The sequence below is a fragment of the Fructilactobacillus vespulae genome, from assembly GCF_047324295.1.
Classification (GTDB): domain Bacteria; phylum Bacillota; class Bacilli; order Lactobacillales; family Lactobacillaceae; genus Fructilactobacillus; species Fructilactobacillus vespulae.
Map to the genome: position 1 here is coordinate 1,066,901 of NZ_CP137138.1, position 14,745 is coordinate 1,081,645.

19 protein-coding genes are annotated in these 14,745 nt (G+C 33.8%); 17 read left to right on the top strand and 2 right to left on the bottom strand.

Going from position 1 to position 14,745, the window contains the following annotated elements; all coding sequences use genetic code 11:
- Positions 1 to 107: 107 nt before the first annotated feature.
- From R4B61_RS05290 to R4B61_RS05340, 11 genes are all read left to right on the top strand, one after another.
- The gene (locus tag R4B61_RS05290) at positions 108 to 635 is read left to right on the top strand and encodes a YqeG family HAD IIIA-type phosphatase (protein WP_413627223.1); all 528 of its coding nucleotides are present in this window, start codon (positions 108 to 110) and stop codon (positions 633 to 635) included.
- Entirely contained in the window at positions 635 to 1,768 is a 1,134-nt protein-coding gene (gene yqeH / locus R4B61_RS05295) for a ribosome biogenesis GTPase YqeH (protein WP_413627224.1), read from the top strand. Before R4B61_RS05290 ends, yqeH begins: the two co-directional genes overlap by 1 nt.
- Before the next feature lie 11 nt (positions 1,769 to 1,779).
- Positions 1,780 to 2,091 carry a ribosome assembly RNA-binding protein YhbY gene (gene yhbY / locus R4B61_RS05300; RefSeq protein WP_413627225.1) on the top strand — a complete coding sequence of 104 codons (312 nt, stop codon included), beginning with the start codon at positions 1,780 to 1,782 and terminating at the stop codon, positions 2,089 to 2,091.
- 8 nt (positions 2,092 to 2,099) lie between these two features.
- Positions 2,100 to 2,672, top strand: a complete 573-nt coding sequence (locus R4B61_RS05305) for a nicotinate-nucleotide adenylyltransferase (protein ID WP_413627226.1) — start codon at positions 2,100 to 2,102, stop codon at positions 2,670 to 2,672.
- Positions 2,665 to 3,261 carry a bis(5'-nucleosyl)-tetraphosphatase (symmetrical) YqeK gene (gene yqeK, locus R4B61_RS05310; RefSeq protein WP_413627227.1) on the top strand — a complete coding sequence of 199 codons (597 nt, stop codon included), beginning with the start codon at positions 2,665 to 2,667 and terminating at the stop codon, positions 3,259 to 3,261. The genes R4B61_RS05305 and yqeK overlap by 8 nt, the downstream gene beginning before the upstream one ends.
- An 8-nt stretch (positions 3,262 to 3,269) precedes the next feature.
- On the top strand, positions 3,270 to 3,629 hold the full coding sequence (rsfS, locus tag R4B61_RS05315; protein WP_413627228.1) for a ribosome silencing factor: 360 nt from the start codon (positions 3,270 to 3,272) through the stop codon (positions 3,627 to 3,629).
- 2 nt (positions 3,630 to 3,631) lie between these two features.
- The gene (locus tag R4B61_RS05320) at positions 3,632 to 4,369 is read left to right on the top strand and encodes a class I SAM-dependent DNA methyltransferase (RefSeq protein WP_413627229.1); all 738 of its coding nucleotides are present in this window, start codon (positions 3,632 to 3,634) and stop codon (positions 4,367 to 4,369) included.
- 2 nt (positions 4,370 to 4,371) lie between these two features.
- Positions 4,372 to 5,496 (top strand): nucleotidyltransferase, encoded by a 1,125-nt coding sequence (locus R4B61_RS05325; protein WP_413627230.1) that lies wholly within the window; start codon positions 4,372 to 4,374, stop codon positions 5,494 to 5,496.
- A gap of 77 nt (positions 5,497 to 5,573) precedes the next feature.
- On the top strand, positions 5,574 to 6,122 hold the full coding sequence (locus R4B61_RS05330; RefSeq protein ID WP_413627231.1) for a DUF177 domain-containing protein: 549 nt from the start codon (positions 5,574 to 5,576) through the stop codon (positions 6,120 to 6,122).
- 49 nt (positions 6,123 to 6,171) lie between these two features.
- Positions 6,172 to 6,354, top strand: a complete 183-nt coding sequence (gene rpmF / locus R4B61_RS05335) for a 50S ribosomal protein L32 (RefSeq protein ID WP_413627232.1) — start codon at positions 6,172 to 6,174, stop codon at positions 6,352 to 6,354.
- Positions 6,355 to 6,525: 171 nt separating this feature from the next.
- Entirely contained in the window at positions 6,526 to 7,224 is a 699-nt protein-coding gene (locus R4B61_RS05340) for a Bax inhibitor-1 family protein (RefSeq protein WP_413627233.1), read from the top strand.
- Positions 7,225 to 7,273: 49 nt separating this feature from the next.
- Here the strand turns inward: R4B61_RS05340 and yidC are convergent, their stop codons facing one another.
- The gene (gene yidC / locus R4B61_RS05345; protein ID WP_413627234.1) at positions 7,274 to 8,197 is read right to left on the bottom strand and encodes a membrane protein insertase YidC; all 924 of its coding nucleotides are present in this window, start codon (positions 8,195 to 8,197) and stop codon (positions 7,274 to 7,276) included.
- Between the two features lie 73 nt (positions 8,198 to 8,270).
- Positions 8,271 to 8,546 carry an acylphosphatase gene (locus R4B61_RS05350; RefSeq protein WP_413627235.1) on the bottom strand — a complete coding sequence of 92 codons (276 nt, stop codon included), beginning with the start codon at positions 8,544 to 8,546 and terminating at the stop codon, positions 8,271 to 8,273.
- Positions 8,547 to 8,622: 76 nt separating this feature from the next.
- Between R4B61_RS05350 and R4B61_RS05355 the strand changes: the two genes are divergently transcribed.
- The 6 genes from R4B61_RS05355 to udk all read left to right on the top strand — a co-directional run bounded on the left by R4B61_RS05355 (position 8,623) and on the right by udk (position 14,691).
- On the top strand, positions 8,623 to 9,390 hold the full coding sequence (locus R4B61_RS05355; protein ID WP_413627236.1) for a TrmH family RNA methyltransferase: 768 nt from the start codon (positions 8,623 to 8,625) through the stop codon (positions 9,388 to 9,390).
- Positions 9,391 to 9,403: 13 nt separating this feature from the next.
- Complete coding sequence (locus R4B61_RS05360) at positions 9,404 to 9,904, top strand: hydrolase (protein WP_413627237.1); 501 nt, start codon at positions 9,404 to 9,406, stop codon at positions 9,902 to 9,904.
- Between the two features lie 11 nt (positions 9,905 to 9,915).
- Complete coding sequence (locus tag R4B61_RS05365) at positions 9,916 to 10,266, top strand: winged helix-turn-helix transcriptional regulator (protein WP_413627238.1); 351 nt, start codon at positions 9,916 to 9,918, stop codon at positions 10,264 to 10,266.
- 283 nt (positions 10,267 to 10,549) lie between these two features.
- The gene (gene pheS, locus R4B61_RS05370; RefSeq protein WP_413627239.1) at positions 10,550 to 11,587 is read left to right on the top strand and encodes a phenylalanine--tRNA ligase subunit alpha; all 1,038 of its coding nucleotides are present in this window, start codon (positions 10,550 to 10,552) and stop codon (positions 11,585 to 11,587) included.
- 14 nt (positions 11,588 to 11,601) lie between these two features.
- Positions 11,602 to 14,013 carry a phenylalanine--tRNA ligase subunit beta gene (gene pheT / locus R4B61_RS05375; RefSeq protein ID WP_413627240.1) on the top strand — a complete coding sequence of 804 codons (2,412 nt, stop codon included), beginning with the start codon at positions 11,602 to 11,604 and terminating at the stop codon, positions 14,011 to 14,013.
- Positions 14,014 to 14,031: 18 nt separating this feature from the next.
- Positions 14,032 to 14,691 carry a uridine kinase gene (gene udk / locus R4B61_RS05380; RefSeq protein ID WP_413627241.1) on the top strand — a complete coding sequence of 220 codons (660 nt, stop codon included), beginning with the start codon at positions 14,032 to 14,034 and terminating at the stop codon, positions 14,689 to 14,691.
- The last annotated feature ends 54 nt before the right edge of the window (positions 14,692 to 14,745 follow it).

The following is a 14,745-nucleotide window of genomic DNA, read 5'->3' on the forward strand; positions in this document are numbered from 1 at the left end:
AAAACTTCCATCAAGTTAATTGGTGGAAGTTTTTTCTTTAAATACCCCAATCTATTAAACAAATGCTTTAAAATGGAGAGAGGTAAAAAAATGAAAGAAGGGTTAATATGTTAGCAACGTTTAAACCAACTTGGATGGTTGAAAGTCTATACCATGTTTCACCAGAAAGATTGAAGAAAAATGGTATTAATACTATTTTAACTGATTTAGACAATACTTTGATTCCGTGGAATAACTCAATTGGGACCCAAAAAATAATTGAATGGTTATCTTTTATGAAAGATAATGGAATTAATGTTATTGTGGTTTCTAACAATAATCCTAAAAGAGTTCAGATAGCAGTTTCTGATTTAAATATCCCGTTTGTTGCCAGAGCTTTAAAGCCGTTAAATAGCGGAATTAAGCGAACTTTAAAACGTTATAATCTAAGTAAGTCAGAAGTGGTGATGGTTGGTGATCAACTTATGACCGATGTTTGGGCCGCTAATAACTGCAAAATTAAAAGTATTTGGGTTAAGCCATTAGTAGAAACTGACTTATTGGTTACTAGATTTAATCGTTTCTTTGAAACAATTATTTATCGAAAGCTAAAGAAAAAGTATCCAGACTTGAATTGGAAGGAAGACATTAATTAATGGATCAAGAAAAACAAATAAAAGATTATTTAGAAGAGGGTTTATACTGCATTGGTTGTGGTTCTTTAATTCAAGATCAAAACCCTGATGAAATTGGTTATACTCCCAAATCAGCAATTGAAAAGGGATTAGAATCTGGTGAATTATATTGTCAGCGTTGCTTCAGATTAAGACACTATAATGAAATCCAACCAGTAAGCATTTCTGATGATGAATTCTTAGAACTTCTTAGTGAAATCGGGCAAACCGATTGTTTGGTTTTGTATGTAGTTGATATTTTTGACGTAAATGGAAGTATCATTCATGGAATTCAACGATTTGTGGGTGATAATCAGATTATGATTGTTGGAAACAAGGTTGATTTACTTCCTTCTTCTTTTAAACGTCCAAAGGTAAAAGATTGGCTTCGTCAAATGGTTAATCGTGCGGGAATTAAGCCAGTTGATATTGAATTAGTATCAGCTAAAACTAACCAATCGATTGATAATCTTCTAGAAGTAGTTAATAAATATCGTAATGGTCGAGATGTTTATGTGGTTGGGGTTACAAACGTGGGTAAATCAACCTTGATTAATCAGATAATCCATCAAACATCTGGTCAAGATCAGGTTATTACTACTTCTAAATTTCCGGGAACGACTCTAGATATGATTAAAATTCCGTTAGACGATGGACATGACTTAATTGACACACCGGGAATTATTCATAATACCCAAATGGCCCATTATTTGTCAGCCAAAGACTTAAAATATGTATCACCACAAAAACAAATCAAACCCAAATCATATCAACTAAATGAAGGACAAACTCTATTTTTAGGTGCTTTGGGGCGCTTTGATTATGTCAAAGGACCTAAAGCTGGATTTACAGTTTATGTTGATAATAATTTAATGATTCATAGAACTAAATCTGAAAATGCAGATGACTTTTTTGAAAAGCATGCGGGTGAGTTATTAAATCCACCAATTGGCAAAGAAAATGTAGTTGATTTACAAAGACATGAATTTAAAATTAATGATACTTCCGATTTAGTGATTGAAGGTTTAGGTTGGACAACTGTTCCTAAGGGATCAATTGTAACTGGATGGGCACCCAAAGGGGTATCTGTATTGATTAGAAAAGCAATGTTTTAAAAGGAGAGTTTATGAAGTTAACTGGAAAACAAAAGCGTTTTTTGAGAGCTAATGCTAATCGTTTACGTCCCATTTTTTCTGTTGGTAAAAATGGTTTGAATGATGTTTGGTTGGATGAAGTTATTAGAGCGGTAGATAAGCGAGAATTAGTTAAGATTAGTATTCAACAAAGTGCAGATGTTGATACTGATGATGTTAAAAGCTTTATCGAAAATAATAGTGAAATCAATGTAGTTCAAACAATTGGAAATACGGTCTTATTATTTGATCAATCATCAAATCCTAAGTATCGAGATATTTCTAATGGAGTTTTTAGTTTGTAGGTTAAACCATGAAACCAAAAAAGATAGGGATATTAGGTGGAACGTTCAATCCAATTCATTTAGGTCATTTAGTAATGGCTCAGCAGGCTTTAAATCAACTTGAATTAGATGAAGTTAGATTTATGCCAGATTATTTGCCACCACACGTTGATCATAAGGATGCTATCTCAGCAATTGATCGAGTTAACATGATTAAATTAGCGATTGCTGATAACCCCAAATTTAACCTAGAGCTTTGCGAAGTTAAACGAAAAGGTAAAAGTTATAGTTACGATACAATGAAAGAATTAACCACTTCTAATTCAAATGATAAATTTTATTTTATTATTGGCGGTGATATGGTTAACTATTTACCCAAGTGGTATCGGATCTCTGAACTATTAAAAATAGTTACTTTTGTAGGGGTTAATCGAATTGGCAATCAAAAATCTAATGAAGCACCAGTTTTATGGATTGATTCACCGACGATTGGAATTTCTTCAACGGATATTCGAAGTCAAATACAATCTAAACAAAACCTAAAATATTTATTACCTGATAATGTGATTACCTATATAAAGGAGAATCAATTATATGAATAATGAAAAATATCAAGAATATTCAGCCTATAATCGTGCTGAAATAATTGAAAAAATGAAACAACATTTAAACGATGCCAGATTTCAACATTGCTTGCGAGTTGAAGAAACAGCAATTGAACTTGCAAAAGAAAATGGTGTAGATGAAACGATAGCTGGTTTGGCAGGATTAGTTCATGATTATGCTAAACAAAGACCCAGAGAAGATTTTATTGCAACGATTAAGGAAAATCATTTAGATGAAAATCTTTTAAACTATGGTCCAGCAATCTGGCATGGTGTAGTTGGTTATCTATTAATTCAAACAGAATTAAAAATTAACGATAAGCGAATATTAGATGCGGTCAAGTATCATACAATCGCCAATCCTAAAATGGATACTTATGCGCAAATAACATATATGGCTGACTTTATTGAACCTGAGAGAAGCTTTTCAGGAGTTGATGAAGCACGTCAGGTAACACACCAAAATCTTTGGGACGGTGTAGTTTACCAAAACGAAAATACGATGAAGTTTTTAATTGGAAAAGGTAATGCAATATATCCACCGGCATTAACTGCATATAATTCAATCGTTGGTGGAATTGGATAGGAGATTTTATGGATAATCAAAACATTTTAGAAACAGTGGTAAAAGCAGCGGACGACCGCCGTGCAAATAATATCGATGTTTTAAACATTGAAGAATTAAGTGTAATGGGTCGTTATTTTGTAATTATGGATGCTAGCTCAGAAAGACAAGTAAAGGCAATTTCTGAACATATTGTAGACCAACTAGAAGAAAAACAGGTTCACATTCTTCACGTTGAAGGTAAAGATAAACCTAACTGGATTTTAATTGATTTGGGTGATGTAATTATTCATATTTTTAAAACTGAAACTAGAGAATTCTATAATTTGGAAAAATTATGGGCTGATGGAGTTCAAGTTGATATTTCAAAATGGATAACTGAGGAATAGCCATGATATATTCTGAATTTGCTACTTTTTATGATGAACTTTTTGATGATGAATTATATCAAAAATGGGTAGAATTCGTTAAATTAAGTGTAAATCCAACGGAAGCTATTTTAGACCTAGCCTGTGGTACCGGAAAATTGTTGGTGTTGTTAAAGAAGGCAGGTTATCAAGTTACCGGTGCCGACTTATCGGATGATATGTTAGCGATTGCTAATTCACATTTGCTTGAAGCTGGAGATACAGAAACCCAGTTGTTAAATACAAATATGTTAGATTTAAGCGAAATAGATAAATATGGTGCAATTACATGTTTTGATGATTCCATTTGTTACTTACAAGATGTTGATGAAGTGGCAAAAATGTTTAAAGAGGTTTATCAACATTTGGAAAAAGGCGGTCAGTTTTTATTTGACGTAATTACGCCATATCAAACCGATGAGAAATATCCTGGCTATATGTATAACTTCAATGATGGGGAAAATGCGTTTATGTGGACCACCTATGTAGGTGACTTTCCGCATTCGGTTGAACACTATTTAACTTTTTTTAGGTATAACGAAATCATTAATGGCTATGATGAATATAGCGAGGTTCATCATGAACGGACGTATCCGTTGGACGTTTATTTAGAAGCGTTAAAAAAGAGTGGATTTACTTCAGTTGAAGTTAGCGCTAATTTTGGTGTTGAAAAGATTAAAGATAACACCACTAGATGGTTCTTTAGGTGTAAAAGGGATTAATTATGACATTAAAATCAGTTGGAATTATAGCCGAATATGATCCATTTCATCATGGTCATCAATTTCAATTAGAGGCAGCAAAGGAAAAAACTGGTGCTGATGTTGTAGTAGTTGTGATGAGTAGCAATTGGACCCAACGTGGGGAACCAGCTATTTATGATAAGTGGACCAGAACCCAGATGGCATTGAATGGTGGTGCTGATTTAGTAGTCGAACTTCCCATTCAATCTGCCGTACAACCTGCTAGTATTTTCGCTGAAAAAGCCATTGAGTTAATTACTGAACTTAAATGTGATTATTTATCGTTTGGAAGTGAACATTCTGAAATTGACTTTAATCAATTGAAGGAGATTGTAATTAATAGTGATTCAGATCTGTTTAATGACTATCAAAAGACGTTTCCGCAAATTTTTCAAGCTGTTTTGCAAAAACAATTAAATGTTGATGTTAGCTCCCCCAATGATATGTTGGGTTTTTGGTATGCACAAGCTGCTCAACGCTATAACCCCGAATTGAAATTATTTCCAATTTCTAGAATTGAAAGTGAACATAATGATTCAGTTTTAAAACATCGGGTTTCAAGTGGTAAAGCAATTAGATTAGCAATTAAAAATGGTCAAAGTCAGGTTGATGATTTCTTACCATCATCAGTTGATGATTTGCAGCCATTATTTTGGGATGATTACTGGCCTTTTCTTCAGTACCAAATTAATCAATCAAGTTTGGAAGAGTTGCGCAATATTTATCAAATGAGTGCAGGTTTAGAGCACTTATTTAAAAAAGTTGCGATAAAAGCAAAAAATTTTGCAGAATTTATTGCTTCAATTAAGAGTAAACGTTACACTTATACCCGCATCCAAAGACTTTGTGTTTATATTTTATTTAAAATCACAGATCAAGATATTATTGATTCTCAATCCATGCTTCGAATTTTGGGGATGAATAACCAGGGAAAAGAGTATTTAAGTCAGCTTAAAAAGACCTGTTCAGTCCCAATAATTTCTAAGATAGACAAAGAAGCTTTTGAAAAACAACTCTATTTAGAATGTAAGGCTGGTACCTTAACAGGAATGATTTTAAAAAAACACGAAGATTTATATCGCTTTCCAATTATCTTAAATAATTGATTGACCTATCAAGGAAATCATCTTGACATATAAAATTTTTATAAGTATAATTGGATTGTTGCATTGGAGGTTATTTTATGAAATGGTCCTTTGAAAAACTTCAAGGATATAAGAATGAACCCTTTATTGAAGAGGTAACTCTAGATTTAAAGGCTGAATTATTGAATAGATATCCTAATAAGATTTTAGATGCGACACCTTTTCAGGTTTCAGTATCAGCCATCTCTGATAATGGAGATGTAATTATTGATTCTCATGTACAAGGTAAAGTTACAGTTCCATCGTCAAGATCGTTGGTCCCAGTTGAATTAGAACTAGATTTTAATACAACTGAAGTTTTTGTTAATACAAACGCAGCACTAAATCGTTATGAAGATGATGTTGTTGTACTTTTGGTTGATGAAGATGGTATCATTGATTTTGAAGGGGCAGTGGTTGATAATATTATTATTCAGATACCAATGCAAGTCCTTTCTCCTGAGGAACTAGCTGGCGATGAAATGCCAGCTGGAAATGACTGGACAGTTATTTCTGAAGACGATTATAATCGTCAGGGGGAGAACCAAGAAAACGTTGATCCACGTCTATCAGCTCTGAAGAAATTTAATTCTGAAAAGCATGATTAGACTTAATAATTCACTAGTGGAAATTAATGTATAAGGGAGGTTATTATTAATGGCTGTACCAAAGAGAAAGACTTCTAAAGCAAGAAGAGATATGCGTCGTGGTCACATTAAATTGTCAGTTCCTGGCATGAGTGCTTGTCCTAACTGTGGAGAATTACGTAAGTCACATTACGTATGTCCAAGTTGTGGATTCTACGATGGTAAAGAAGTAGTTGCTAAGAAGAACAACTAATTTATCTTAAAGAGCTTTGAAAACACCATGGGTTTTCAAGGCTCTTTTTCTATAGCTAAATCCGCTAAATTTTAATTAAATTTGACTTTTATTGATGTTTATTGATACCTTTAAAAACTTAATCATGATAAAATTTACATGAAACTAAATAAACGAAAGGAAGATGTTTTTATGAATGGAGAAATTTATGGAAATACCGAAGAACTAGGTAATCGCCTGATTGCTAAAACTTACCAAAAAGTAGGTGTTGGTTTAGCAATTACTGGGGTTATCATGACATTAATGGCAACTTTTATGACCAACTGGGTAATGTCTATGGGAATGGGAACTTCATTATTAATTTTGGTGGTTTCTTTAGGACTAATGTTTGCATTAAGTCGTTCAGTTAATGATGATAAGACTAGTGCCTCAACCACTAATACAATTTATTATTTAATGACAATTTTATTTGGAGTTTCTTTAAGCCCAATCTTGATTTATTACCGAATTGGTACAATTGGAATGGCAATGTTAGGAACTGCAGTAATGTTTGGTGGATTAACTTTCTATGCAAACCGGACTAGCAAGAGCTACCTAGGTATGGGATCATACCTAATGTGGGGATTAATTGCCGCAATCGTTTTAAGTATCGTATCAGTTATTTTTAGAATTCCTGGTCTTTACATTATTATCAACATTGTGATGTTAGTTATCTTTTCATTCTTCATTATTTTCGATACGCAAAGCGTTCGTCAGTATGCAAACTATGTTGATTCTGAGGAAAAATTACAAAAATACAGTACCATGGGTGCTTTAGGTATCTACCTTGATATTCTTAACTTATTCCAAATTTTACTTCAATTGTTTGGTATGGGTGACGATAGAAATTAAACTCAAATAAAAAGAGATGAAGAATTTAATTCTTCATCTCTTTTTTGCTTTATTTTTGGCGATTTTGTTCATTTCGCTTCCGATTTTTTTCGGCTTGAGTTTCTATTTTTTGATCTTCTTGTTCTTCTTGCTCAACCTTAGTTTCGGTTTCAGAAATTGTATCTGGAATAATAACCTTTGGTGGATTTTCTTTGGCTTCTTTTTGAATTTGCTTGATTAATCGAGGACGAATGGCGTTAACGATTAGTTGTTGAATAATTGCAAACAGACCACCAATAAAGAAGTAGATACCCAATCCAGCCGGTGCAGAAAGTGAAACAAAGAAAATCATAACGGGACTGATTACCATCATTAATCCCATTTGTTTTCGTTGTTCCTTGGGCATTCCAATGATTGAAAGGTATCCTTGGATGGCATAAACAACGAAGGAAAGAATTGCTAATAGAATACTTTTTTGTCCCAGTTGAATTCCCATGAAAACGGTATGGGATAGCTCAGGAGAATATCTAATTGCTTCGTATAGCGCAGCAAAAATTGGAATTTGAATAACTAAGGGTAAACAACCAATTCCACCAGTCATACTGATGTTGTTATCACGATATAACTTCATCATTTGCTGATTTAATTCAATCTGTTCTTTTTGCGTTTTAGCATTTTTAGCTAATTTTTGAATCTTAGCCATTTGTGGTTTAACTAATGCCATTTTTTCTTGCATGATAGTAGATTTCTTAAGTTGACTAATCATAACTGGTAAGATTAAACAACGAACAATCACTGTGATGGCAATTAATGACCAACCGTAACCACCGACAAATTTTGCTAACCAATCCATGATATGTTGGGCTGGAACAGCTAAATAATCATAAACGATTCCATAAGGGTTCCCCTTGGAATCAGTTTGAACACACCCAGACAATAAAAGGGTAGATAAACCTGCCACCCCTAATAGTCCGAGTTTTTTAATTTTTTTCATCTATGAAACTCCTATCTATAAAGTCATACTTTTAATATTAAACTAGTCAGAACTAGACTGCAATTGTGATTGCTCAAGTTTCTATTTTAAATGAAGAATATTTTTCGGGCAAATCAATATCTTTAATTTTTAGTTTACTTATTTTGGCAAAATGATTGGGAAAGTTGTGCAAGTGATTAATCATTTCATTGATTTTTAGGCTTGAACCTTGCAGAACTATTTGCACACTTCCATCAGCTAAATTTTTAACGGTACCGTATATTTTTAATTCGTTAGCAATCTGCAGGGTAGTGTATCTAAACCCGACACCTTGCACGATTCCAGTTACATAAATAATTTTAGATTCCATAACGTTTGATTACCTTCCAAATAAATTGATATGTTAATATTAAGTGTAGAATATCCTAACGATTTGGAGAAGCCAAATGGAACGAATTGTATCAAAACAAAACACTAAAATTAAAGAATTAAAAAAATTAAATACCAATAAAGGAAGAAAAAAGAAGCAACAATACTTACTTGAGAGTTGGCATCTAGTTCAAGAAGCAATTAATAACCTGCCCCAAGAACAAATTATCACAATTTTTACAACTGATGATCAGTATTTAAAACATGGTAGTGAATTAAAAAATTTTGAAGTTATTTTAATTTCAGAAGAGATTGCGGCTGAAATTGCGGATACATCAACAACTCAAGGCATTTTTGCAGTTTGTAAAATTTTTGATACTTCGTTAGAAAAAAACGAGTATCAAGGAGCCTGGCTTTTACTAGATGATGTACAAGATCCGGGAAATATCGGGACTATGGTTCGTACTGCAGATGCAGCTGGATTTACTGGGGTGGTTTTTGGAGAAGGAACCTCAAGTCAGTATAACAGTAAGGTTTTACGTTCAATGCAGGGAAGTCAATTTCACATTAAGTTGGTTAAAGAAAAAATTGAAAATGTAATCAACCAGCTTAAAACAAATGAGGTTCCTGTCTACGGTACTGAACTAAATCCCGAGGCAATTAACTATGAAATGGTAAAACCAGCTGACAACTTCGCTTTAATCATGGGAAATGAAGGAAACGGTATGGATAAGAAGTTGTTATCTGAAACCACAGAAAACCTTTATATTCCGATTAAAGGCCATGCGGAATCTTTAAACGTTGCTGTTGCTGCTGCAGTAATTATGTTTCGGATTAAGAAATAATTGAGGTGTCCCAATGAAAAAAAACGATTGGAAAACCGATAGCGAGTATTTAAACTGTGTCAAAGACTTGCTAGATTCACCAGAAGTTCAAAAGTTAAATGACTATACACAACATCATCATTCGACTAGACTGAAACACTGTATTTACGTATCTTATGAAAGTTATAAAATTGCCAAAAAAATGAATTTAGATTATCGGGCTACCGCTAGGGGTGGACTTTTACATGATTTGTTTTATTATGACTGGAGAACTACTAAGTTTGATGTTGGTACCCATGCTTTTATGCATCCTAGAGTAGCTTTACGTAATGCAAAAAGAATTACTAATTTAACCAATAAAGAAGAAGATATAATTTTAAAACATATGTGGGGGTTAACGCTGGCACGTCCTAAATATAAAGAGAGTGTCATCGTTTCTTTAGTTGATGACTATGCGGCTGTCAATGAATTTATGTTTCCACTTGAAAAAATCGTCAAAAAGCGATTAAATAGCAAAAAGAACGATAAGAGATAGGTAGTGATGATATGGTACAAAATGATAGTAATAAAAAAGGTGAGAGTGACTGTCTTTGTTCTAAGTTCGAGGAAGCTTTTCAAATTCTTGGAAAAAAATGGAATGGAGTTATTATTGAATCACTCTTAATGGGTGAATCTTTAAGATTTGGTGAGATTGCAACCAAAATTGATGGTTGTAGCGATCGAGTTTTAACTGCTAGATTGAAAGAGCTTCGTGATTGGGGAATTGTTGTCAGAAAAACCAGTCCTGATTCAGCGTTGATTAAGTATGAATTAACTGAAAAAGGTGCCGATTTACAACCAATAATGGAGTCAATTCATACCTGGGCAGATAAGTGGTGTGAAGGGAATAACAAGTAGTTTAACTCTTGACCAACAGCTGATTTTGCTATATAGTTTTAGTAACTACTGCGCAGAAAGAAGTAGTACGTCACATTCAAAACAGAGAGGTTAATTTGCTGAAAATAACCAACGTGGCTGAATTCGCTTTCGAAGTAGACATAGATAATTAATTAAAAATGTCCGTTTGATGTTCGTTATCCATCCAAGAGTGCACGTTTATTCGTGAATTTGGGTGGTAACGCGAAGCTTCGTCCCTTTTATAGGGAAGAAGCTTTTTTATTTGGAAAAGGGAGGATTTAAAATGGGTCTAAAAGAAGAACTTGAAGCCATTAAGCAAAAGGGAATTAGCTCAATTGCTGAAACAACCGATATTAAAAATTTAAATGATATTCGGGTTAAATTATTGGGTAAAAAAGGACCAATTACACAATCATTACGTGGAATTGCTAAACTATCCGTTGAAGAACGTCCGGTTGTGGGTAGTTTTGCAAATAAAATTAGAGATGAATTGGCAACTGCAATTTCAGAAAAGCAAGCAAAATTAGAAGCAGAAAAATTAAATCGTAAACTTGCTGAAGAGACAATTGATGTGACTCTCCCAGGTAATCAAGTTCCTGCCGGTCACCCACACATTATTCAAGAAACAATTGATGAAATTGAATCTATTTTTATGGGAATGGGTTACCAAGTTTTAACCGGTCCAGAAGTTGAAGAGGAATACTATAACTTTGAGATGATGAACCTACCTAAAAACCATCCTGCCCGTGATATGCAAGATACCTTTTATATCACTAAAGAAATATTAATGAGAACCCATACCTCACCAATGCAAGCTAGAACTTTAGAAAAGCATGATTTTAGTAAGGGCCCATTGAAGATGATTTCTCCTGGAGTTGTTTTTAGACGAGATACTGATGATCCAACTCATTCACATCAATTTCATCAAGTTGAAGGAATCGTAATTGATAAACATATTACGATGGCTGATTTAAAGGGAACTTTAGAAGTGATGACTCATAAACTCTTTGGGGACAAATTCAAAGTTCGTCTTCGTCCTAGTTACTTCCCCTTTACTGAACCTTCAGTAGAAGCAGACATTACTTGTATGAACTGTAATGGAAAAGGTTGCGATGTATGTAAAGGATCTGGTTGGATTGAAGTGTTAGGGGCTGGAATGGTTCATCCTAACGTATTGAAGATGGCCGGAGTCGATGCAGAAGAATACGGTGGATTTGCATTTGGTGTTGGTCCTGATCGTTTTGCGATGTTGAAATACGGGGTAAACGATATTCGTGATTTCTACCTTAACGACTTAAGATTTTTAAAACAGTTTGATTAATATAGGAGGAACATATGTTACTATCTTACAATTGGATTAAAGAATATTTAGATATTGAACTTTCTCCTGAAGATTTAGGTGAAAAAATTGAAAGAACTTCCGTTGAAGTAGATTCAGTTAAAAAGAGAAGTGATGGATTAAAGAAACTAGTAGTGGGTAAAATTCTTTCATTTGAAAAACATCCAGATGCAAGTCATTTAAACATTTGTCAAGTTGACGTTGGAGAAGAAGAACCGCAACAAATCGTTTGTGGTGCCCCTAATGTAGAAGTGGGAAAAAATGCCATTGCTGCATTACCAGGAGCTCGAGTTGGTGGAAACATTAAAATTAAAAAGGCTAAAATGCGTGGAGTTCAATCAAACGGAATGCTTTGTGGACTTGATGAAATTGGCTTTGATAAAGATTTAGTTCCAGATGAATGGAAGGATGGAATCTACTTCTTGCCAGATAATGCAGAACCAGGAAAAGAAGTCTTTGATTATTTAGGCATGAATGATTCTCTAATTGATCTAGATGTAACCCCTAATCGTGGTGATATGTTAAGTCTACGGGGAGCTCTTTATGATTTGGCGGCCGTTTTCAATCAAAAATTAGAATTTGATGAAACTCCAGAAGCTGAATTGGGAACTGATAAAACTAGCTTAGATATTTCAGCCAATGCGGATGCCAGTTTAGCACCTGCATATCACTTAAAAGTGGTTAAGGATGTTGTTGTAGAACCTAGTCCACTTTGGCTTCAAATTAAACTTTGGAACGCCGGAATTAAGCCAATTAATAACGTTGTTGATATTACCAACTTGGTAATGACTAAGTTGGGTCAACCACTTCATGCTTATGATTTAGATAAACTAACTGGAAATCACTTAGAAGTTAGAAGAGCAGTTGCTGGTGAAAAAATTAAGACACTAGATGAGTCAGAACACGAGTTAAATGATGTTGATATTGTTATTGCAGATGAAAAAGGTCCGGTAGCATTAGCTGGTCTAATGGGTGGTTATGATACTCGAGTTACTACAGAAACCAAGAATATCGTAATTGAAGCTGCAGATTTTGAGTCAGTTTCAACTCGTAAAATGGCACAAAAAGAGCTTCTTCATACTGATGCTTCTCAAAGATTTGAACGTGGAATTGATAAAGGAAACGTAGTAAATGCTTTAAACTATGCTGCTGGTTTAGTTCAAAAAGAAGCACATGGTCAAGCCAGTTTAGGTGTCGTATCAGGTAGCGAAGAGGTCATTAATCCTAGACAAATTGAAATTACAGCTAAACGAATTAATCACGTTTTAGGAACTTCTTTGAGTGAAACAGAAGTAGTTGCAATTTTTAATCGCTTAGGTTTTCAGGTTGAAAATAACAACGGTGAATTATTAGTGACGGTTCCAACTAGATGTTGGGATATTAATATCCAAGCAGATTTATTGGAAGAAGTTGCTAGAATTTATGGTTATGACAACATTCCAAGTACTTTACCAGTTACGGGAACTACCGAAGGAATCTTTACAAATAAACAAGCCATCATTCAAAAATCACGTCGAGTATTAATGGGTGAAGGTTTAAGTCATGCAATTTCTTATTCTTTAACTACTGCTGAAAAGGCACAAATGTTTAATGTTCATCAACATGATGAAACTAAACTTCAATGGCCAATGACTACTGATCACTCTGTTTTACGAATGAACTTAATTTCTGGTTTATTAGATGATATTTCATATAACCAAGCTCGTGGAGTAGAAAATGTACCGTTCTTTGAACAAGGAAGAGTTTTCTTCGGTTCAGATGAACAAGTTCGCCCAACTGAAGTGGAACATATTGCTGGAGCAGTTTCTGGTTCATTAGTAGCTTCTACTTGGAATCAAGCTGCTAAAAAAGTTGATTTTTATGCAATGAAGGGCTTAGTAAATAATTATTTAGATAGTCTTTCATTGGCTGATGCAATCTCATATGAAGCTACTGCTGAAATTAAAGAAATGCATCCAGGAAGAACTGCTTTAATTAAACTAGGTGAAGAAGTAATTGGTTTTGTAGGTCAAATTCATCCATTAATTGCTAAACAATTTAAAATTAAAGAAACGTATGTCTTTGAATTAGACCTTGATAAATTGGTAGCAGCTAAAAAATCAGAACAACAATATCAAACGGTTAGTCAATATCCAAGTATTTCTAGAGACTTAGCACTACTAGTTGATGAAGAAATCACTAGTGATCAAATTGAAGCTGTAATTGAAAAACGTGGTGGAGCATACCTAAAATCAATTCGTTTATTTGATGTTTATGATGGTGAACACGTTGCTGCAGGTAAGAAGTCCTTGGCATATTCATTAACCTTTGAAAATGCTAAAGAAACTTTACAAGACGAAGTTGTTAACAAAGCAATTGAAAAAATCACTAAGTTCTTAGAAAATGACTTGCAAATTGAAATTAGATAGTACAGAGGGAAAAACAAAATGAAAGAAAGTCCGAAGCGTCCCATTATTATTGGAGTTACTGGTGGATCAAGTAGTGGTAAAACGACCGTAAGCAAAACGGTGTTACAACGTTTATTTGGCCATTCAATTGCGATTATTCAGCAAGATTCATACTATAAAGATCAAGCTGATGTACCAATGGAAGAACGAAAAAAAGTTAATTATGATCATCCAGATGCATTTGATGATGACTTGTTAGTTGAACAATTAACTAAATTGTTAAATTATGAAACTGTTGAAAAGCCGGTTTATGATTATTCAGAATTCACTAGAAGTAATGATACTAAAATTCAAGAGCCAACTGATGTGATTATTTTAGAAGGAATCTTAATTTTAAATAATCAACGCCTGCGCGATTTGATGGATATTAAAGTGTTCGTTGATACAGATGATGATATTCGCTTGATTCGTCGAATCCAAAGGGATACAGTTGAGCGGGGACGTTCTTTGGATTCAATTATCCAACAGTATTTAGCGACAGTTCGTCCGATGTATCATCAGTTTGTGGAACCTACTAAACGTTATGCTGATATTATTATTCCTCGTGGTGGAAAAAATGTTGTTGCAATTGATTTATTAGCAACTAAAGTACAGGCTATTTTAGAAGATGGTTCTGAAAGTTTAGTTATTGATGACTAGATATTATTTGCTAATTTTTGATTTTAATGATAAGTTTTAATTCGAAAAAAATAA